The organism is Pseudomonas sp. TMW22080, from assembly GCF_022496745.1.
Taxonomy (GTDB): domain Bacteria; phylum Pseudomonadota; class Gammaproteobacteria; order Pseudomonadales; family Pseudomonadaceae; genus Aquipseudomonas; species Aquipseudomonas bubulae.
This window is the reverse complement of the sequence record NZ_SCFF01000004.1, coordinates 162640-182374: the sequence shown is the minus strand read 5'-3', so window position 1 is coordinate 182374 and position 19735 is coordinate 162640. Positions and strand designations below refer to the sequence as shown.

Below are 19735 nucleotides of genomic sequence, written 5' to 3'. Positions count from 1 at the left end.
GTTCAATCCGCTGAACCGACGTGAGAGCGCCCCCTATGGCCCAGGATTTCTACTTCCTTCTGCTGCCCGGCTTTTCCTCAATGGGCTTTATTTCGGCCATCGAGCCGCTGCGGGTGGCCAACCGTTTTCGCGGTGAGCTGTACCGCTGGCATGTGCTCAGTTGCGGGGGTGGCGCCGTGTTGGCGAGCAACGGTATGTCGGTCAATGCCGAAGGCGGGTTTGAGGCACTTGAAGCCGGGGCGACGTTGTTGGTGGTGGCCGGCTTTGATCCGCTGACCCACGTGACCCCGGCGCTGATTCAGTGGCTGCGTCGCCTGGACAACGACGGCGTCACCTTGGGTGGCATCGACACGGGTAGCGTGGTACTGGCGCAGGCAGGTTTGCTCGACGGCTATCGCCTGACCTTGCATTGGGAGGCGCTGGAAGCGTTCAAGGAGTCATACCCCAGGCTGCATGTGACTCAAGAGCTGTTTGAGATTGACCGCCAGCGCATCACCTGTGCGGGCGGTACAGCCTCCATCGACCTGATGCTCGACCTGATAGCCCAGGCTTATGGGCCTGAGTTGGCGATTCAGGTGTCCGAGCAATTCGTGCTTGGCCGTATCCGTCAGCGCAAAGACCACCAGCGCATGCAGGTCGCCAGCCGTTATGGCATTCATAACAAGAAATTGGTGCAGGTGATTGGCGAGATGGAACAGCACAGCGAGCCGCCACTGAGCACTGCGCAACTGGCGCTTGGCATCAACGTTACGCGGCGCCAGCTGGAGCGTCTGTTCCGTTTGCACCTGAACGACACCCCGCGCAACTTCTATCTGGGCCTGCGCCTGGAAAAGGCCCGGCAACTGCTGCGTCAGACCGACATGAGCGTGCTGGACATCAGCATTGCCTGCGGCTTTGAGTCACCGTCGTATTTCACCCGCAGCTACCGGGCGCGGTTTACCTGTGCGCCGAGGCAGGATCGGGTTGCCGCTACTAACCCTTGAGCAACGCCGCACACGCCGCCTTGTAGGCCTCATGCTGATACTTGTTCAGCGAGGCGGGCAAGTCGAAGGCGTGTTTCTTGTATTGCGCATTGAGGGTCTGTGGCGACAGCAACTGCACCTCGCAATCGTCCAGCAACTGGATGATGCCCTCGATCTTGAAGGTAGTCGGGCCACCGGCAAATTCACCCTTTTTGCTGCGCTTCTTGATTGCAATGCGGGTGATGCCGTTGGCTTTCACAAAGACCGCTATTTGCATGGCGAAGGCTTTGACGTTGACGCTCTCGTCATCGTCGTCCAGGGCGATTTTCTTGGTGGCATTGGCCCTGTGTTCAAGGCCATTGGCGCCTTGGGCTGCCATTGCAAAAATGGCTTCGCTGCCTTTGATCTCGATACCGCAAATAGTCATAAAAACCCTGGTTTATTCAATATGAAGATCAGTCCTGCCCGATCGATTCCAGAAACTCTGAACGGTCATCGCTGATACGCGCCATGCAATCGTTCTGGGCGATGTTGAACGCTTCGGTGCCGGCGGTGGCGGGGAACACGGCAATTGCGCAATCGGCGTCGCGCTGGTGCAACCACAGGGCCTGGGCGGTCTTTATCTTGCTCAGGATGTTATTGAGTTGCGTCGCGTTACTGCCGTACAGCGAAGTCATGCGTTCCTGCAGGGCTTCGTAGTTTTCGCTCAGCAATTGTTCGGCAGCATTCTTGCTGAACACCGAGCACGCCAGGGTTTGGCGGTCGTTTTCTACCGCGTCGCACGGGTTGTAGTCGGCATTTTCAGCTGCATGAGCGCCGCCGGTGAACAATGCCAAGGCCAGGAGAATCGATTTCATTGCCGCTTCCTAATCCATAGTTGGGGCCGATTCTGGCTTATGCGTGAGCCAAAGAACAGATAGCTCATGACATTGCTGTCGGCGGCTTTGTCGCGTGTTGACGCTTTCGGCAATTGCGCTGTCGCTTTTGCACCCGGCTGGTTTTGACCCCGGGCCTATGCTGGCCCCAATAGCGCCGGCAGACGATTCGGCGCAGCAAACGCCAATAAGGGGACGCCTGATGAGCCCAACCGAGTTGCACGCAGACAGTATCGTTATCGACGGGCTGATCATTGCCAAATGGAACCGCGAACTGTTTGAAGACATGCGCAAGGGCGGCCTCACCGCTGCCAACTGCACTGTGTCGGTATGGGAGGGCTTCCAGGCCACGATCAACAACATCGTCGCCAGCCAGACCCTGATCCGCGACAACAGCGACCTGGTGCTTGCGGTCAAGACCACTGCCGATATCCGTCGCGCCAAGGAACAGGGCAAGACCGGGATCATCTTCGGCTTCCAGAATGCCCATGCCTTTGAAGACCAGCTGGGCTATATCGAGATCTTCAAGCAGCTCGGCGTTGGCGTGGTGCAGATGTGCTACAACACCCAGAACCTGGTGGGCACCGGCTGCTATGAACGCGATGGCGGGCTCTCGGGGTTTGGCCGTGAAGTAGTGGCTGAAATGAACCGTGTCGGGATCATGTGCGACCTGTCCCACGTGGGTTCGAAAACCTCGGAAGAGGTGATTCTGGAATCGAAAAAACCGGTCTGCTATTCCCACTGCCTGCCTTCCGGCCTCAAGGAACATCCACGCAACAAATCCGACGCCGAGCTCAAGTTCATTGCCGACCATGGCGGTTTTGTCGGGGTGACCATGTTCGCGCCGTTTCTGGCCAAGGGTATTGATTCGACCATCGACGACTACGCCGAAGCGATCGAATACACCATGAATATTGTCGGCGAAGATTCGATCGGTATCGGCACTGACTTTACCCAGGGCCACGGTCAGGACTTTTTCGAAATGCTGACCCACGACAAGGGCTACGCCCGCCGCCTGACCAGCTTCGGCAAGATCATCAACCCGCTGGGCATCCGCACCGTGGGCGAGTTCCCCAACCTGACCGAAACCCTGCTCAAGCGCGGCCACAACGAGCGCGTGGTGCGCAAGATCATGGGCGAGAACTGGGTCAACGTGCTCAAGGATGTCTGGGGCGAGTAACCGCACCGTATTTGTTGCGTAGCAGCTGCCGAAGGCTGCGTCCGGCTGCGAAGCAGTCGTAAACCCATATTGCACATTTTTCCTGTCAGGGCGCAGTGAGCGGTTTTGCGACCGCTTCGCGCTCGAACGCAGCCTTCGACAGCTGCACGGGACTTCATCATCTTTTGGAGCGCTACCCATGGCCAAAATCGCCCCGCAATTACCCATCGAAGTCGACAGCGAAACCGGCGTCTGGACTTCCGACGCTTTGCCGATGCTCTATGTGCCGCGCCACTTTTTCGTCAACAACCACATGGGCATTGAAGAAGTCCTTGGCGCTGATACCTACGCCGACATTCTTTACAAGGCCGGCTACAAATCCGCCTGGCACTGGTGCGAAAAAGAAGCCGAATGCCACGGCATCGAAGGCGTCGCGGTGTTCGAGCACTACATGAAACGCCTGTCCCAGCGCGGCTGGGGCCTGTTCAAGATCCAGGACATCGATCTCGACAAAGGCACTGCCACCATCAAGCTGGAACACTCCTGCTTTGTGTACGTGTACGGCAAGGTCGGGCGCAAGGTCGACTACATGTTCACCGGCTGGTTTGCCGGCGCCATGGACCAGATTCTGCACGCCCGTGGCAGCAACATCCGGACCGTGGCAGAACAGGTTTATAGCGGATCGGAAGAAGGCCACGACCACGGCCTGTTTATCGTCAAGCCGTTGTAAGTCGAGGATCGGGATATGGCGTTCGAAGCAATGTTTGAGCCGATTCAAATCGGCAAGCTGACCATCCGCAACCGTGTGCTGAGCACCGCCCATGCCGAGGTGTATGCCACCGATGGCGGCATGACCACCGAGCGTTATGTGCAGTACTACGAAGAAAAGGCCAAGGGCGGTATCGGCCTGGCGATTTGCGGCGGCTCTTCGGTGGTGGCCATCGACAGTCCACAAGAGTGGTGGAGTTCGGTCAACCTGAGCACCGACCGCATTATCCCGCACTTCCAGAACCTGGCCGATGCCATGCACAAGCATGGCGCCAAGATCATGATCCAGATTACCCACATGGGCCGCCGCTCGCGCTGGGACGGCTTCAACTGGCCGACCCTGATGTCACCTTCCGGTGTACGTGAGCCGGTGCACCGGGCCACATGCAAAACCATCGAGCCTGAAGAAATCTGGCGGATCATCGGTAACTACGCCAGTGCTGCAGGCCGGGCCAAAGCCGGTGGACTGGACGGGGTTGAGCTGTCGGCGGTGCACCAGCACATGATCGACCAGTTCTGGAGCCCGCGTGTCAACAAACGCACCGATGAATGGGGCGGCAGTTTTGAAAATCGCATGCGTTTCGGCCTCGAAGTGCTCAAGGCCGTGCGCGCTGAAGTCGGCCCGGATTTCTGCGTGGGCATCCGCCTGTGCGGGGATGAGTTTCACCCTGATGGCCTGAGCCATGAGGACATGAAACAAATTGCCAAGTACTACGACGACACCGGCATGCTCGACTTTATCGGCGTGGTCGGCTCGGGATGTGACACCCACAACACCCTGGCCAACGTAATCCCCAACATGAGCTTTCCGCCGGAGCCGTTTTTGCACCTGGCCGCCGGGATCAAGGAAGTGGTCAAGGCCCCGGTGCTGCATGCGCAGAACATCAAGGACCCGAACCAGGCCACGCGGATTCTGGAGGGGGGTTATGTCGACATGGTGGGCATGACCCGTGCCCATATTGCCGATCCGCACCTGATCGCCAAGATCAAGATGGGCCAGGTCGACCAGATTAAACAATGCGTGGGTGCCAACTACTGCATTGACCGTCAGTACCAGGGGCTGGACGTGCTGTGCATCCAGAACGCGGCCACCTCCCGGGAATATATGGGCGTGCCGCATATCATCGAAAAATCCACCGGGGCCAAACGCAAGGTGGTGATTGTTGGCGCCGGGCCAGCAGGGATGGAGGCGGCACGGGTAGCTGCCGAGCGCGGTCATGACGTGACCCTGTTCGAGAAAAAGGACGCCATCGGCGGGCAGATCACCACCGCCTCCAAAGCGCCCCAGCGTGACCAGATGGCAGGCATCACCCGCTGGTTTCAACTGGAACTGGCGCGCCTGAAAGTTGACCTGCGCCTGGGCACCGCAGCGGATGCGGCGACGATCATGGACTTGCGTCCGGACATTGTGGTGCTGGCGGTGGGCGGGCACCCGTTTGTGGAGCAGAACGAACACTGGGGCGCGGCCGAAGGGCTGGTGGTCAGCAGCTGGGATGTACTCGACGGCAAAGTGGCGCCCGGTAAAAACGTGCTGGTGTACGACACCATTTGCGAATTTACCGGTATGTCGGTGGCCGATTTTGCGGCGGACAAGGGAGCGCAGGTCGAGATCGTGACCGACGACACCAAGCCCGGTGTGGCCATTGGCGGCACGTCATTCCCCACGTATTACCGCAGCCTGTATCCCAAGGAAGTGGTCATGACCGGCGACATGATGCTGGAGAAGGTCTACCGCGAGGGTGACAAGGTGATTGCTGTGCTGGAGAACGAATACACCGGTGTCAAAGAGGAGCGGGTGGTCGATCAGGTAATCATCGAAAACGGTGTGCGACCGGATGAAGAGCTGTATTACGGGCTCAAGCCGGATTCGCGCAACAAGGGCCAGATCGACGTCGAAGCGCTGTTCGCGATCAAGCCGCAACCGTGCTTGAGCGAGGCGGGGGACGGCTACCTGCTGTTTCGTATCGGTGACTGTGTGGCCCAGCGCAACGTGCATGCAGCGATCTATGACGCGCTGCGGTTGTGCAAGGATTTTTGACCCGACACCGAACCAATGTGGGAGCGGGCTTGCTCGCGATAAACGATCACGCGGTGTTGCTGATGCACCGCGTCGCCTGAATCGCGAGCAAGCCCGCTCTCACATCAGACCTGCGTGGTCTTTGGGAGCTTCACCATGCTCAATATCGTTCTTCCCATCCTGCTGTTCGCCGCCCTCGTCCTGGCGATTGCGGGCGCCATTCGGCGCATGAACATGTGGCGCCGCGGTCGCCCGGCCAAGGTCGATCTGCTTGGCGGGCTGCTGGCCATGCCCCGGCGCTACATGGTCGATCTGCACCACGTGGTCGCCCGCGACAAATACATGGCCAACACCCACGTCGCCACTGCTGGCGGCTTTGTGCTGGCGGCCGTGCTGGCGATCCTGGTGCATGGCCTGGGCCTGCATAACCGCATCCTCGGCTATGCCTTGCTGTTGGCCACGGCGCTGATGTTTATCGGTGCTGTGTTCGTGTTCAAGCGTCGCCTGAACCCACCCTCGCGCCTGTCCAAAGGCCCGTGGATGCGCCTGCCGAAAAGCTTGCTGGTGTTTTCCGCCAGTTTTTTCATCCTCACCTTGCCGGTTGCAGGGCTGTTGCCCGAAGGCTTCGGCGGTTGGATGCTGGCGGCGGTTTTAAGCGTGGGCGTGGCGTGGGGTGTGTCGGAATTATTTTTCGGCATGACCTGGGGCGGGCCGATGAAGCACGCCTTCGCGGGCGCATTGCATCTGGCCTGGCACCGCCGCGCCGAGCGCTTTGGCGGCGGCCGTTCAACAGGGCTAAAACCGCTGGATTTAAACGATCGCAGTGCGCCCCTGGGCGTGGAAAAACCCAAGGATTTCACCTGGAACCAATTGCTGGGGTTTGACGCCTGCGTGCAATGCGGCAAATGCGAAGCCGCCTGCCCGGCTTTCGCCGCCGGCCAGCCGCTCAATCCAAAGAAACTGATTCAGGACATGGTGGTCGGCCTCGCGGGCGGCACCGATGCTCACTTTGCTGGCAGTCCCTATCCCGGTAAACCTATTGGTGAGCATGGCGGCAACCCGCATCAGCCGATCGTCAACGGGCTGGTCGATGCCGACACGCTGTGGTCCTGCACCACTTGCCGCGCCTGCGTTGAAGAGTGCCCGATGATGATCGAGCATGTGGACGCCATCGTCGATATGCGCCGTTTCCTGACCCTGGAAAAAGGTGCGACACCGAACAATGGCGCGCAGGTGCTGGACAACCTGATCGCCACCGATAACCCCGGCGGTTTTGCCCCCGGCGGGCGGATGAACTGGGCTGCGGACCTGAACCTCGACCTGATGCGCGACAAGCCCGCCGTGGACGTGTTGTTCTGGGTCGGTGACGGGGCTTTCGACATGCGTAACCAGCGCACCTTGCGTGCCTTTGTCAAAGTGCTCAAGGCCGCCCGGGTCAACTTTGCCGTGTTGGGCCTGGAAGAGCGCGACAGTGGCGACGTGGCCCGGCGTCTGGGGGATGAAGCGACCTTTCAGGCGCTGGCTAAGCGCAATATCCAGACCCTGGCGCAGTACAGCTTCCAGCGCATCGTCACCTGCGATCCGCACAGTTTTCATGTGCTGAAAAACGAATACGGCGCCTTTGGCGGCGACTACCTTGTGCAACATCACAGCACTTATATGGCCGAGTTGATCGATGCCGGCCTGCTCAATCTTGCCGCGGATGCGGGCGGCAGCGTGACCTATCACGACCCCTGCTACCTGGGCCGCTATAACGGCGAATACGAGGCGCCGCGTGCGGTACTGCGCGCCTTGGGCATCGAGGTCAAGGAGATGCAGCGTTCGGGCTTTCGTTCCCGTTGCTGTGGTGGCGGTGGCGGCGCGCCGATTACCGACATCCCCGGCAAGCAGAGGATCCCCGACATGCGCATGGACGATATCCGTGAGACGGGCGCCGAGCGTGTGGCGGTGGGTTGCCCGCAATGCACGGCGATGCTCGAAGGGGTGGTCGAACCCCGTCCGCAAATCAAGGACATTGCCGAACTGGTGGCCGATGCGCTGATTGAAGACGTCGTGGCCAAACCTGTCCGACGGCCAGAATCGGAGGTGATCGCATGAGTGACATTATCCGCCGCGACCCACGGGCCGAGTGGATCGCCCGTAACCGTCTGCATCCGTTGCACGCGGCCATGCAACCCGTGCAGCAGAGCTGGATGGGGCCCAATGGCGTAGTGCGCAAAAATGTCCATGGTGCGGGTTTTATCGGCCCCAACGGCATCAAGCGCATAGACCGCAGCGGCGTGCAGCAGGGCGGGACCAGCAGGCGCGCGGCCAGCGTCGAGGTGCAATTACCGCTGCATCAGGTCGCGGCCCCGGCGTTTTATATCGCCGTGGTGCCGGATATGGTCGGGGGCCGCCTGAGCAGCCACGACCGCGATCTGCTGGGGCTGGCCCATCAATTGGCGGGCAGCGATGGAGCGGTGCTGGCGGTGGTATTCGGCGAGTCCAGGGAGACCGCCTTTGCCACGGCCGGGGTTGATCGGCTGTTGATGCTCGACAGTGAAGGTTATGCACCGGAGCACCAGGTGCTGGGTTTACGGGCTGTGGATAACCAGTTCACGCCACGCCACTGGCTATTGCCTGACAGCCGCAGTGGTGGCGGTGAATTGGGCCGGCGCTTTGCCGCCAGCCTGGGAGAACGCCCGGCCACGCGGGTGTGGCAACTCAAGGATGGCGTTTGCATCGGCCGTGCCGGGGCAGGTCAGCAAGATGTCGTCCAGCCGTTGCGGCGGTTGATTCTGGCAGCGGCCGAGTGTGCCGAGCCGGTCAGTGAAACCCGGCATGAAGCGCTGGAGGTGCAGTTATCCACAGCAGCTGCCAGCTGTTTGCCGCGTATTGAGGATCTGGGCGCGGTTGAAGTTGACCCTGCTGCGATTCCCATGGCTGAAGCCGAATTTATCCTCAGCGGTGGTAACGGGATCAAGGACTGGGGACTTTTCCACAGGGCTGCCACTGCCCTTGGCGCCACCGAAGGTGCATCACGGGTGGCGGTGGACGATGGCTTTATGGGTCGCGAGCGTCAGGTGGGGGCCAGCGGGGTATGGGTCACGGCGCGGGTGTATGTGGCGGTCGGGATCAGCGGGGCGATCCAGCATCTGCAAGGGATTGGTGCCTGTGACAAGGTGGTGGCGATCAACCTTGACCCTGGCTGCGACATGGTCAAACGCGCGGATGTGTCGGTGATTGGTGACGGTACGGCGGTGCTTGAGGCACTGATCGAGGCTGTGGATAACTGGCGCAGCGCAACCTCTGTGGGAGTGGGCTTGCCCGCGATTCGGGCGACCCGGTCAGCCTGATACACCGCAGTGATTCCATCGCGAGCAAGCCCGCTCCCACAGGATTGAGTTCAGTCTGGAGATTTGCAAATGACCATCGCCACCGTTGCACTGGTTTCAATCGGCGCCCATCCTGCTTCAGGCCGCGCCCGTCGCGCCGAACAGGACGCCCGCGCCGTCGAACTGGGCCTGCAACTTGCCGGAGACAGCCTGCACGTGCTGCACGCGGGCAACCCCCATGAACCGGCCTTGCGCGCCTATCTGGGCATGGGGCTGGAGGAGTTGCATGTGCTGGAGCAACCCGACGGCGCCGATGCCGTGCCAGCGTTGCGCGATTACATCCGTGAAGCGGGCGTGCAACTGGTACTCACCGGCAGCCAGGCCGAAACCGGTGAGGGTTCGGGCATGCTGCCGTACCTGTTGGCCGAAGAGCTGGGCTGGCCACTGCTGGTAGGTGTGGCGCAGATCGAATCTATCCAAAATGGCGTGGCCCAGGTGCTGCAAGCCTTGCCCCGGGGGCAGCGGCGCAGGCTGCAAGTGCGACTGCCATTTATGGTTACTGTGGATAACGCTGCTCCCAAGGCGCGCCAAAGCGCCTACGGCCCGGCTACAAGGGGGCTGGTCAGTGCCGAAGTGGTTGAAATCGTTGCCGATGAGTTATCCACAACCGGCGTATTGCAACCTGCCCGACCACGGCCCAAGCGCTTGAAGGTGATAAGGGCCAAAAGTGGCGCAGATCGCATGAAAGCAGCTACCGCCAAGGCGGCTGGGGGTTCCGGGCAAGTTCACAAAGGGCTCAGTGCTCAAGCGGGAGCCGAGGTGATTCTCAAGCTCCTGATCGAAGAAGGCGTTGTGCGCTAGCGTTTGCGGCCGGAACCTGAGCCAGCGACATCATTTGTATTTGCGCTCGCCGCCAGATGCAAATATGGCCTGAGATTTACGGGCGTCAGCCTGGAGTCTTTGCTCGCGCTGGCTGACTAACTGCCCGTAGTACCCCTTGACGCGAAGGGCGTAGCGATTGCGCAGATGTTCACGATTTGGCTTTGTTCCGGCGTTATAGGCGCCCACGGCGTCCCAGCTGTAACCCAGTTGTTTGACAAATTTGGCTAGGATCCAGGCACCGGCCATGACACTGGTGCAGGGTTGAGTCTGTAGTTGATATTCACTAATGCCAAAAGTGGCAAGGTGTTTCAAATGGCGACTGTTGACTTGCATCAAACCTATATCGTAAGTCCCGTCTTTATTGACGTTGCGTGCGGCCGGATTCATTTTCGATTCAACTTGGGCAATGGCATGTAACAGCAACGGATCAATGTCATAGCGGTTGCCTGCATCCTGCCAGCAATTGGCATGAGCGAAGGTCGGTGTTAGTCCGGCACATATGACAAGTATAATCAAAAATGAATGTTTCATATAAAGACCTCGCCGTTTCAGATAACGGATAAAGCAGGGGTGCCAATCTAATCGATAGATTGTTTTATCTTGTTGAATCTGCACGGTTTTATTGATAATTAATAAGGGATCCGCAGTGTTAAGTGTGGCGCGCAAGATCACAAAATTTTCACGTTTAAACTATAAGTATTGGCGGGTTTTAGGGGCGTGTTACCTGCAGTTTTTGTAGGTGGTTGAGTGCCTGTATAAACAGGGTGGCGAACAGGCTGCATAAAAATAAATATAGGACTTATTCGATTGATGGCAATTATCCTTCAATCAAAATTGGATCCATTGAAATGAACCAGCTAATAGTGAGTTGGTTATCTTTTTGTTGGATTGTTCATTTTGTGAGTGTTTAGAGTTGTTTAATAAGGGGGAGGGGCCTTGCAGGCTGAAATTGATATAATGTATGGCGTGATGCCAAATCTCTAAAAAGTCTAAGAAACGTGGCAGATGATGGTGATCGATCCAGTGTTTTTAACGTCTGATATCACTGCCTTCGCGAGCGAGTTTGCGGACAGCTTTTTAGTAGGCAAGGTACTGCCAGACATCTGCGCAAAGTTACCCCGGGTTTCTGTGTGCCTGCCTGTGGGTAACCTGTCTGTATTTGCTTGCAGGGCCCGGCTGACGTGGCTCCTGCAGGTTTGTACAAAAAATGATCGCTGCCAGGAAATCACACTTGCAGAGCGCTTGCTCTGTTTACCCACAAACTCTGTTGGTGAAGGTGTGGATAAGTTGTTCGCTCTATCCTGCAGGCCTTTATATTAAAGGGCTCCAAGGTGCTGATCAAAAAATGTTCAATCCACGTTGCCATCGTCTTTTGATGGGATAAAACCAGCCAATACAAGGGCTAAGGGAGTTTTCAACAGGGTGGATAAAGTTGCGCACATATTCAGTTGGTCAAACTGTGGATAAGGTGGGTGTGGTTATCTGCAGGCCTTTAAAACCGTGGCTTGTGCAGGTTTGCACAAAAAATGTACAGATGTCTGCCCTGGTAGTGATCCATGACTTCCCCACAGTTGCTGTGGGTGTGCCTGTGGACAAGATGTTGGTGAAGGGCTGTAGCCCTTTGACTGCATGGGCTAGAGGGGAGTGGTTAAAAAACGATCATTAGCATGCAATACATGGACATAAATGAGGCCAGGGTTGCGTGTTGTTGAGTTGAATCGGTTTGAGCTAAAAAGAGTCCTGTGCCCCCGTGGAGTAAAACGAATGAGCGTTTCATTTCGTCCAGCAGTGCGTGCCGATGCACGCGAAATTGCACGTCTTTTTCAGATATCGTCCGAAGGCTGCGCCGATTACATCTGGAGTCAGATGGCGCAGCCGGGTCAGCAACTACTGGACGTCGGGGAGATGCGTTATGCCCGTACGGGGGTCATATTTTCGTATGAAAACTGCTGGATTGCCGAGGCCGAGGGCCTGGTGATCGGCATGATGCACAGCTTTGTGATGCGCGACGACCCGGATGCCCAGCCTGAGACTGACCCGGTGCTGGCACCTTATGCGGATATGGAAATCCCGGACACGCTGTATATCTCAAGCCTGGCTTTGCATAAGGGCTGGCGAAACCTCGGGTTGGGCGCCAGGTTCTTGCTGCATGCCAAGGCGCGTTGCGGCGAACTGGGGCTGACCGGTTTGAGCCTGATCGACTATGCGGCGAACACAGGTGCCCGTCGATTTTATGAGCGCCATGGTTTTGAGATCGTCAAAACCTGCCAGATAACGCCCCACCCGCTGATCCGCGTAACGGGTGAGGCGTATTTGATGCATTGTCCACTTCCCAGTTAAACGCCCCCTGCGCAGATGCAGGTTTACTGGGCAACCACACCCTTGAGATACGCCGCAGGCGCCGCTCCCAGATTGTTCAGCAGCCGCTCGCTGTACCAGTCGACAAAGTTGACCACGCCAAACTCGTAGGTTTGCGAGTACGGCCCTGGCTGGTAGGCGACCGAGTTGATGCCGCGCTGGTTTTCTTCAGCCAGCCGGCGATCCTGGTCGTTGGTGGCGTCCCAGACCTTGCGCATGCGCTCCACGTCGTAGTCCACGCCTTCTACCGCATCCTTGTGCACCAGCCATTTGGTGCTGACCACGGTTTCCTGCGCGCTGATCGGCCATACGGTAAATACGATGATATGGTCGCCCATGCAGTGGTTCCACGAATGCGGCAAGTGCAGGATGCGCATTGAGCCCAGGTCCGGGTTTTTGATGCGCCCCATCAGTTTTGCACAGCCTTGCTTGCCGTCTAGGGTCATCGAGACCGTGCCCTTGAGCAGTGGCATGCGCACGATGCGGTTACGCAGGCCGAAGCTGGCGTGGGCATAAGGAATTTTCTCGGCGTCCCAGGCGGCTGCTGAGGCGGCGACGTGATCCTTGAATGCTTGGTCGGCGCGCGGGTCGGTGACGTCGTCCCATTCAAGCAGGGTCTTGAGCAACTCGGGGTGCGACGCGTTGCAGTGGTAGCACTCGCGGTTGTTTTCCAGCACCAGTTTCCAGTTGGCCTTTTCCACCAGGGTGGTTTGAATCGCCACCTTGGTGTTTTCCATGTCGTAAGGTTCCATATAGTGGTTCAGTGTGGCGAGGAACTCGTCGATGGCGGGAGGGTTCTCGGCCAGGCTGATAAAGATATAGCCGCCCGCGGTTTTGACGTTCACCGGCTTGAGGCCGTATTGCTTCATGTCGAAGTCCGCACCCATCTCGGTGCCGGCAAACAGCAGGCGCCCGTCCAGCTCATAGGTCCACTGGTGGTAATGACACACCAGTTTGGCGACCTTGCCTTTTTCGCTGGTGCACAGTCGCGAACCACGATGGCGGCACACGTTATGAAAGGCATGCACCTGACCTTCTGCGCCGCGAATCACGATAATCGGGTTCTTGCCCACCTGCAGGGTCAGGAAGTTGCCCTTGGCCGGTATCTCGCAAGTCATGCCTGCAATCAGCCACTCCTTCTGGAAGATCTCCTGCATATCGATTTCGAACAGGCGCTCGTCGTTATAAAACGGCTGTGGCAGCGAAAATGTCCGCTCGCGGTTCTGCAGCATCTCGGCGGTGGCCTTGCGTGCGGGTTCCAGTGGATCGCCCAGGCTCAAGTTTGCGGTGACGTCCATCGTTGTAGTCCTCATGGCCATCGGATGTGGCCTAAAAATGGCTGATCAGGGGTTCGACGCAAGGCAAAGCAATACAAGTGGTAGTGGCGCTGAGTGTGCGTTCGAAGTGCGCCGCAGCCATATCTACGGGCGACATGGCCCAATCTGTTCCCGACGCTGAAGGTGCTGTTTTCAGGGGCTGGTCGCGATAAGTATGTGGATGTCGCGAATGGATAAATGGCCGCTTCGGGGCATGCGCAGAATCGCCAGCAAGAGGCCGGCTGTCGGCCGTGGAGAAGCGCATGTCCAATAGCTTTCTGAACCCGGTAACCACCCAGACCTGGGCCAATGGCCGACACATCGTGCGATGCGTCAAAGTGATTCAGGAAACCTGGGATGTGCGCACCTTCTGTTTTATGGCCGACCAGCCGATCCTGTTCTTTTTCAAACCGGGGCAATTCGTGACCCTGGAGCTGGAAATCGACGGTGACCCGGTGATGCGCTCGTACACTATTTCCAGCTCACCCTCGGTGCCGTACAGCTTTTCGGTGACCATCAAGCGGGTGCCCGGTGGCCGGGTCTCCAACTGGCTGCACGACACCTTGAGCGAAGGCCAGGAACTGGCCGTGCACGGGCCGGTGGGACTGTTTAACGCCATCGACGCGCCGAGCCCCAAAGTGCTCTATCTGAGCGGCGGTGTCGGTATAACCCCGGTAATGTCGATGGCACGCTGGTTTTACGACACCAACGCCAATGTCGACATGGTGTTTATCCACAGCGCCCGCTCGCCCAAGGACATTATTTATCACCGCGAGCTGGAGCATATGGCCTCGCGTATCGACAACTTCAGCCTGCACCTGATCTGCGAGAAGCACGGGCTGGGCGAACCCTGGGCCGGGTATCGCGGTTATCTGAATCATAAGATGCTCGACCTGATGGCCCCCGACTTCATGGAGCGCGAGGTGTTTTGCTGCGGGCCGACGCCTTACATGAACGCGGTCAAGCGCCTGCTGGAAAGCAACGGTTTTGACATGAGCCGTTACCACGAAGAATCCTTTGGCGCGACGCCGCCTGAAGTGCGGGCTGAAGCGGTAGAACAGGCCGAGCAGGCGGCGGACGCACCGGAGCTGGACGTGGCGGACTTGAACCAGGTGGAATTCACCGCGTCCGGCAAGAGCATTCGTGTGGGACCAGCCGAGACCGTGCATGCGGCAGCGGCCAAACTCGGACTGATGATCCCCAAGGCTTGCGGCATGGGCATTTGCGGGACATGCAAGGTGTTGAAACTGGGGGGGGAGGTGGACATGGAGCACAACGGCGGCATTACCGACGAAGATGTGGCCGAGGGTTATATCCTGTCGTGCTGCAGCGTACCGAAAGGGGATGTGCGGATTGAGTTTTGACGGGCTTTCGTGGCTCCAGAACCCTGGCAGGGAACAAAGGTTGCAAACCACAGTCTTTAGGGGTCTGAAAGCAAGGTTGCCGCTAGCTTAGCCGCTGACTTTTCTTTATCGTACGCGCCCTTCGAAACTGCTTGAGAACATCACCATGATTGAGTCATCCCTTAGCAAACTGGAACAACTGGTCAGCGACCTGGTACAGCAAAAACAAGAACTGCTGGATGCCAACGAGCAACTGAACACCGAACTGGCCCAGGCCCGTGACGAGAACGAAAGCCTGCAACTGACCCTGATGGAACAGGAAGAAAAGCAAGGCGCGACCGCAGCCCGCATCCAGGCACTGGTTGAGCGCGCGAGCCCTGTCAGCGCATGAGCCTTGACAGAGACGGAGTAAATGTCGTCTCGATTTTGGGTAACGACTACACGATCAAGGCGCCGGAGGGGGAGCAGAAAACCCTGATGGCGGCCACGGTCATGTTGAAAGCCGCCCTGGCCGAAACGAAAAGAAAGTACCCGAGCCTGATCGGGGACAAGCTGCTGGTGCTGGCAGCACTGAATCTGTGTTCAAAACAGATTGAGTTGCAACTGAGCCACAAACAGGAACTCGACCGTTATCAAGAGCAAGTCAGCGCCACGGTCGATGTGATTGAGCGAACCCTGGGGCAATCCTGACGGTTCGCAAACCAATCACCCCCTGTGGGAGCGGGCTTGCTCGCGATTCAGGCAACGCGGTTTGTCTGCACGACCGCGCTGATGCCATCGCGAGCAAGCCCGCTCCCACAGTGTTATTGATGTTACGTGCGCTTTAAGCGGACATCACTTCGCGAATATCCGCCGCAAGTTCCCGCACCCGTGCTTCCTCGGTATCCCACGAGCACATGAAGCGTGCGCCGCCCTTGCCGATAAAGGTATAGAAGCGCCAGCCCCTGGCGGTCAGTGCCGCTACGGCCGGTTCCGACAGTTGCAGGAACACGCCATTGGCTTCCACCGGAAACATCAGCTCGACCCCCGGAATGTCACTCACCAGCTGACTCAGCAACTGCGCGCAGTGGTTGGCATGGCGCGAGTGTTTGAGCCAGGCGTCGTTTTCCAGCAGGCCCACCCACGGCGCAGACAGAAAGCGCATTTTCGAAGCCAGTTGCCCGGCCTGTTTGCAGCGGTAGTCAAAATCCACTGACAAGGCATGGTCGAAAAACAGAATCGCCTCGCCCACCGCCATACCGTTCTTGGTGCCGCCAAAGCACAGCACATCCACCCCGGCTTTCCAGCTCAGTTCGGCGGGCGTGCAGCCCAGAAATGCGCAGGCATTGGAGAACCGCGCGCCGTCCATGTGCAACAACAGGCCCAACTCCTTGCAGGTGTCGCTGATCGCGCGGATTTCTTCAGGGCGGTACACGCTGCCGACTTCAGTGGCCTGGGTGATGGTGACCACCCGCGGTTTTGGATAGTGGATATCTTTGCGCTTGAGGGCGATCTCGCGGATTGACTCGGGGGTGATCTTGCCGTTTTCAGTGCGGGCGATCAGCAGCTTGGAGCCGTTGGAAAAAAATTCCGGAGCGCCACATTCGTCCGTCTCGACGTGGGCGGTCTCGGAGCAGATCACGCTGTGAAAGCTCTGGCACAGGGACGACAGCGCCAGGGAGTTGGCCGCCGTGCCGTTAAAGGCGAAATACACTTCGCAGTCGGTTTCGAACAGTTTGCGAAAATCGTTCGAGGCGCGCAGCGTCCATTCGTCGTCGCCGTAAGAGCGCTGGTGGCCGTGGTTGGCTTTTTCCATGGCGGACCAGACTTCAGGGCAGATACCGGAGTAGTTGTCGCTGGCGAATTGTTGGCTCTTGTCAGTCATTTCCCGGTTCCATGGTCGAATAGTGTTGTGCACTTTATCCAAGAATCTGGCAGGTGCACAGGCGCGACTTAAAGTGCGGAAATGCCCTACAAAAGAATAACCCAAAGGCCTGTAACAAAATGTGGGAGCGGGCTTGCCCGCGATGGCATCTCCCGGTTTCGCCAGACAAACCTCGCAGCCAGTATCGCGAGCAAGCCCGCTCCCACAGGGTTATGGGAAACCATGTCGTAAACGCACCATTGCGTGGCGTCCATGGGCATTTGGTCTGCCTGCGCCAGCTCTACCATCTGGCTCAAAGGGCATTAGCCCCACCGAGACCAAAAGGCGCGCTGGCGCTGGGAGAACGCGATGTTCAGCAAGCAGGATCAGATCCAGGGTTACGATGACGCCTTGTTGGCGGCCATGAATGCTGAAGATCAGCGCCAGGAAGATCACATCGAACTGATCGCCTCCGAAAACTACACCAGCCAGCGGGTGATGGAAGCCCAGGGCAGCGGTCTGACCAACAAGTACGCCGAAGGCTACCCAGGCAAACGCTATTACGGCGGCTGCGAACATGTGGACAAAGTTGAGCAGTTGGCCATCGACCGCGCCAAACAGTTGTTCGGCGCCGATTACGCCAACGTGCAGCCGCATTCCGGCAGCCAGGCCAACGCAGCCGTCTACCTGGCATTGCTCAACGCCGGTGACACCGTGCTGGGCATGAGCCTGGCCCATGGCGGTCACTTGACCCATGGGGCCAGCGTCAGTTTTTCTGGCAAGCTGTACAACGCCGTGCAGTACGGCATCGACACCAGCACCGGCTTGATCGACTACGACGAAGTCGAGCGTCTGGCTGTTGAACATCAACCCAAAATGATCATTGCCGGGTTCTCGGCCTACTCAAAATTCCTCGACTTCCCACGCTTTCGTCAGATTGCAGACAAGGTGGGAGCCTACCTGTTTGTCGACATGGCCCACGTTGCCGGTCTGGTCGCTGCCGGGTTGTACCCCAACCCGCTGCCGTATGCCGATGTGGTGACCACCACCACCCACAAAACCCTGCGCGGCCCCCGTGGCGGCCTGATTCTGGCCAAGGCCAACGAAGCCCTGGAAAAGAAACTCAATTCGGCGGTGTTCCCCGGCGGTCAGGGCGGGCCCTTGATGCACGTGATCGCGGCCAAGGCAGTGTGCTTCAAGGAAGCGCTGGAACCGGGTTTCAAAACCTATCAAAAGCAGGTCATCGACAACGCCCAGGCCATGGCCGAGGTGTTTATCAAGCGTGGCTATGACGTGGTCTCGGGTGGTACCGACAATCATCTGTTCCTGCTCAGCCTGATCCGCCAGGGCCTGACCGGCAAGGACGCCGACGCCGCCCTGGGCCGCGCCCATATCACGGTCAACAAGAATGCCGTGCCTAACGACCCGCAATCACCGTTTGTGACCTCGGGCCTGCGTATCGGCACCCCGGCGGTGACCACCCGTGGTTTCAAAGTGGCGCAATGCACGGAGCTGGCAGGCTGGATCTGCGACGTTCTCGATCACCTCGGCGATGCCGATATCGAGGCCGATGTGGCCCGCCAGGTGACTTCGCTGTGCCAAGACTTCCCGGTTTATCGCTGAGCGCGTTTTTGGAGTAGATCCTATGCAACGGTATTCAGGCTTCGGCCTCTTCAAGCACTCCCTCAGCCACCACGAAAACTGGCAGAAGATGTGGCGCACGCCGACCCCGAAAAAGGTCTATGACGTGGTCATCGTCGGCGGCGGCGGCCATGGTCTGGCAACTGCTTACTATCTGGCCAAGGAACACGGCATCACCAACGTGGCCGTGGTTGAAAAAGGCTGGTTGGGTGGCGGTAACACGGCACGCAACACCACCATCGTGCGCTCCAACTATTTGTGGGACGAGTCGGCACACCTGTACGAACACGCGATGAAGCTATGGGAAGGTTTGTCCCAGGACTTGAACTACAACGTGATGTTCTCCCAGCGCGGCGTCTATAACCTGTGCCACACCCTGCAGGACATGCGTGACTCCGAGCGTCGGGTCAGCGCCAACCGCCTCAATGGTGTGGACGGTGAACTGCTCAACGGCAAACAAGTAGCGGACGAGATTCCCTACCTCGATTGCTCGAAGAACACCCGCTACCCGATCATCGGCGCCACCGTACAACGGCGTGGCGGCGTGGCCCGCCATGATGCCGTGGCCTGGGGCTTTGCCCGTGCCGCCGATGCTCTGGGCGTAGACCTGATCCAGCAAACCGAAGTGCTCGGCTTTCGCAAGGAAAACGGCGTGTGCATCGGCGTCGAAACCAGCAAGGGCTTTATCGGCGCCAAGCGCGTCGGTGTGGTCACGGCTGGCAACTCGGGGCATATGGCGCGTCAGGCCGGCTTTCGCCTGCCGATCGAATCCCACCCGCTGCAAGCGCTGGTGTCGGAGCCGATCAAGCCGATTATCGACAGCGTGATCATGTCCAACGCCGTACACGGCTATATCAGCCAGTCCGACAAGGGCGACCTGGTGATCGGCGCGGGTATCGACGGCTGGGTCGGCTACGGCCAGCGCGGTTCGTACCCGGTGATCGAGCACACGATCCAGGCGATTGTGGAAATGTTCCCTGTGTTGTCCCGCGTGCGCATGAACCGTCAGTGGGGCGGCATCGTCGACACCACACCCGACGCCTGCCCGATCATCTCGAAAACCCCGGTGCCCAATCTGTTCTTTAACTGCGGCTGGGGCACGGGTGGATTCAAGGCCACGCCGGGTTCGGGCAACGTGTTTGCTGCCAGCCTGGCCAAGGGCGAGATGCACCCGCTGGCCGCGCCGTTTTCCATTGACCGGTTCCACACCGGTGCCCTGATCGACGAACACGGCGCTGCCGCTGTCGCCCACTAACA

At 58.7% G+C, this 19735-nt stretch carries 18 protein-coding genes; 13 read left to right on the top strand and 5 right to left on the bottom strand.

The window, feature by feature from the left end; translation table 11 throughout:
• The first annotated feature begins 35 nt into the window (after nucleotides 1-35).
• Entirely contained in the window at nucleotides 36-983 is a 948-nt protein-coding gene (locus tag EQV96_RS15060; RefSeq protein ID WP_095019593.1) for a GlxA family transcriptional regulator, read from the top strand.
• Here EQV96_RS15060 and EQV96_RS15055 read toward each other — a convergent pair.
• Together EQV96_RS15055 and EQV96_RS15050 are read right to left on the bottom strand one after the other, a co-directional pair.
• Nucleotides 973-1389: a DUF3010 family protein gene (locus tag EQV96_RS15055; protein ID WP_240882160.1), complete on the bottom strand. Its 417-nt coding sequence runs from the start codon at nucleotides 1387-1389 to the stop codon at nucleotides 973-975. The genes EQV96_RS15060 and EQV96_RS15055 overlap by 11 nt on opposite strands.
• 28 nt (nucleotides 1390-1417) lie before the next feature.
• Nucleotides 1418-1819, bottom strand: coding sequence for a lysozyme inhibitor LprI family protein (locus tag EQV96_RS15050; protein WP_094999823.1), 402 nt, complete (start codon nucleotides 1817-1819; stop codon nucleotides 1418-1420).
• Nucleotides 1820-2039: 220 nt separating this feature from the next.
• On the opposite strand from EQV96_RS15050, the gene EQV96_RS15045 reads away from it, so the two are divergent.
• The 6 genes from EQV96_RS15045 to EQV96_RS15020 all read left to right on the top strand — a co-directional run bounded on the left by EQV96_RS15045 (nucleotide 2040) and on the right by EQV96_RS15020 (nucleotide 9956).
• Nucleotides 2040-3017, top strand: coding sequence for a dipeptidase (locus EQV96_RS15045; protein ID WP_094999824.1), 978 nt, complete (start codon nucleotides 2040-2042; stop codon nucleotides 3015-3017).
• A 178-nt stretch (nucleotides 3018-3195) separates the two neighbouring features.
• Nucleotides 3196-3726, top strand: a complete 531-nt coding sequence (locus EQV96_RS15040; RefSeq protein ID WP_094999825.1) for a 4-vinyl reductase — start codon at nucleotides 3196-3198, stop codon at nucleotides 3724-3726.
• A gap of 15 nt (nucleotides 3727-3741) precedes the next feature.
• Entirely contained in the window at nucleotides 3742-5802 is a 2061-nt protein-coding gene (gene dgcA, locus EQV96_RS15035) for a dimethylglycine demethylation protein DgcA (RefSeq protein ID WP_094999826.1), read from the top strand.
• A 135-nt stretch (nucleotides 5803-5937) separates the two neighbouring features.
• A complete protein-coding gene (gene dgcB / locus EQV96_RS15030) occupies nucleotides 5938-7878 on the top strand; it encodes a dimethylglycine demethylation protein DgcB (protein ID WP_240882159.1) in 1941 nt (646 codons plus the stop codon).
• Nucleotides 7875-9116 (top strand): electron transfer flavoprotein subunit alpha/FixB family protein, encoded by a 1242-nt coding sequence (locus EQV96_RS15025; protein WP_095023223.1) that lies wholly within the window; start codon nucleotides 7875-7877, stop codon nucleotides 9114-9116. The genes dgcB and EQV96_RS15025 overlap by 4 nt, the downstream gene beginning before the upstream one ends.
• A gap of 69 nt (nucleotides 9117-9185) precedes the next feature.
• Nucleotides 9186-9956, top strand: coding sequence for an electron transfer flavoprotein subunit beta (locus EQV96_RS15020; protein ID WP_095039051.1), 771 nt, complete (start codon nucleotides 9186-9188; stop codon nucleotides 9954-9956).
• Nucleotides 9957-9986: 30 nt separating this feature from the next.
• On the opposite strand, the gene EQV96_RS15015 is transcribed toward EQV96_RS15020, so the two are convergent.
• Nucleotides 9987-10649 (bottom strand): transglycosylase SLT domain-containing protein, encoded by a 663-nt coding sequence (locus tag EQV96_RS15015; protein WP_306452949.1) that lies wholly within the window; start codon nucleotides 10647-10649, stop codon nucleotides 9987-9989.
• Between the two features lie 1092 nt (nucleotides 10650-11741).
• Here EQV96_RS15015 and EQV96_RS15010 point away from each other — a divergent pair.
• Complete coding sequence (locus EQV96_RS15010) at nucleotides 11742-12317, top strand: GNAT family N-acetyltransferase (RefSeq protein ID WP_095019600.1); 576 nt, start codon at nucleotides 11742-11744, stop codon at nucleotides 12315-12317.
• A gap of 23 nt (nucleotides 12318-12340) precedes the next feature.
• Here the strand turns inward: EQV96_RS15010 and gbcA are convergent, their stop codons facing one another.
• Nucleotides 12341-13633 carry a glycine-betaine demethylase subunit GbcA gene (gene gbcA / locus EQV96_RS15005; RefSeq protein WP_094999832.1) on the bottom strand — a complete coding sequence of 431 codons (1293 nt, stop codon included), beginning with the start codon at nucleotides 13631-13633 and terminating at the stop codon, nucleotides 12341-12343.
• A 281-nt stretch (nucleotides 13634-13914) separates the two neighbouring features.
• Here gbcA and gbcB point away from each other — a divergent pair, with 281 nt between their 5' ends.
• From gbcB to EQV96_RS14990, 3 genes are all read left to right on the top strand, one after another.
• Nucleotides 13915-15015 carry a glycine-betaine demethylase subunit GbcB gene (gbcB, locus tag EQV96_RS15000; protein WP_094999833.1) on the top strand — a complete coding sequence of 367 codons (1101 nt, stop codon included), beginning with the start codon at nucleotides 13915-13917 and terminating at the stop codon, nucleotides 15013-15015.
• A 145-nt stretch (nucleotides 15016-15160) separates the two neighbouring features.
• A complete protein-coding gene (locus tag EQV96_RS14995; RefSeq protein WP_016782568.1) occupies nucleotides 15161-15385 on the top strand; it encodes a hypothetical protein in 225 nt (74 codons plus the stop codon).
• Nucleotides 15382-15684 carry a cell division protein ZapA gene (locus EQV96_RS14990; protein ID WP_094999834.1) on the top strand — a complete coding sequence of 101 codons (303 nt, stop codon included), beginning with the start codon at nucleotides 15382-15384 and terminating at the stop codon, nucleotides 15682-15684. Before EQV96_RS14995 ends, EQV96_RS14990 begins: the two co-directional genes overlap by 4 nt.
• A gap of 133 nt (nucleotides 15685-15817) precedes the next feature.
• On the opposite strand, the gene EQV96_RS14985 is transcribed toward EQV96_RS14990, so the two are convergent.
• A complete protein-coding gene (locus tag EQV96_RS14985) occupies nucleotides 15818-16858 on the bottom strand; it encodes a low specificity L-threonine aldolase (protein WP_094999835.1) in 1041 nt (346 codons plus the stop codon).
• 348 nt (nucleotides 16859-17206) lie between these two features.
• Here EQV96_RS14985 and glyA point away from each other — a divergent pair, with 348 nt between their 5' ends.
• Together glyA and EQV96_RS14975 are read left to right on the top strand one after the other, a co-directional pair.
• The gene (glyA, locus tag EQV96_RS14980; protein WP_094999837.1) at nucleotides 17207-18460 is read left to right on the top strand and encodes a serine hydroxymethyltransferase; all 1254 of its coding nucleotides are present in this window, start codon (nucleotides 17207-17209) and stop codon (nucleotides 18458-18460) included.
• Nucleotides 18461-18482: 22 nt separating this feature from the next.
• Nucleotides 18483-19733, top strand: coding sequence for a sarcosine oxidase subunit beta family protein (locus tag EQV96_RS14975; protein WP_016782563.1), 1251 nt, complete (start codon nucleotides 18483-18485; stop codon nucleotides 19731-19733).
• The last annotated feature ends 2 nt before the right edge of the window (nucleotides 19734-19735 follow it).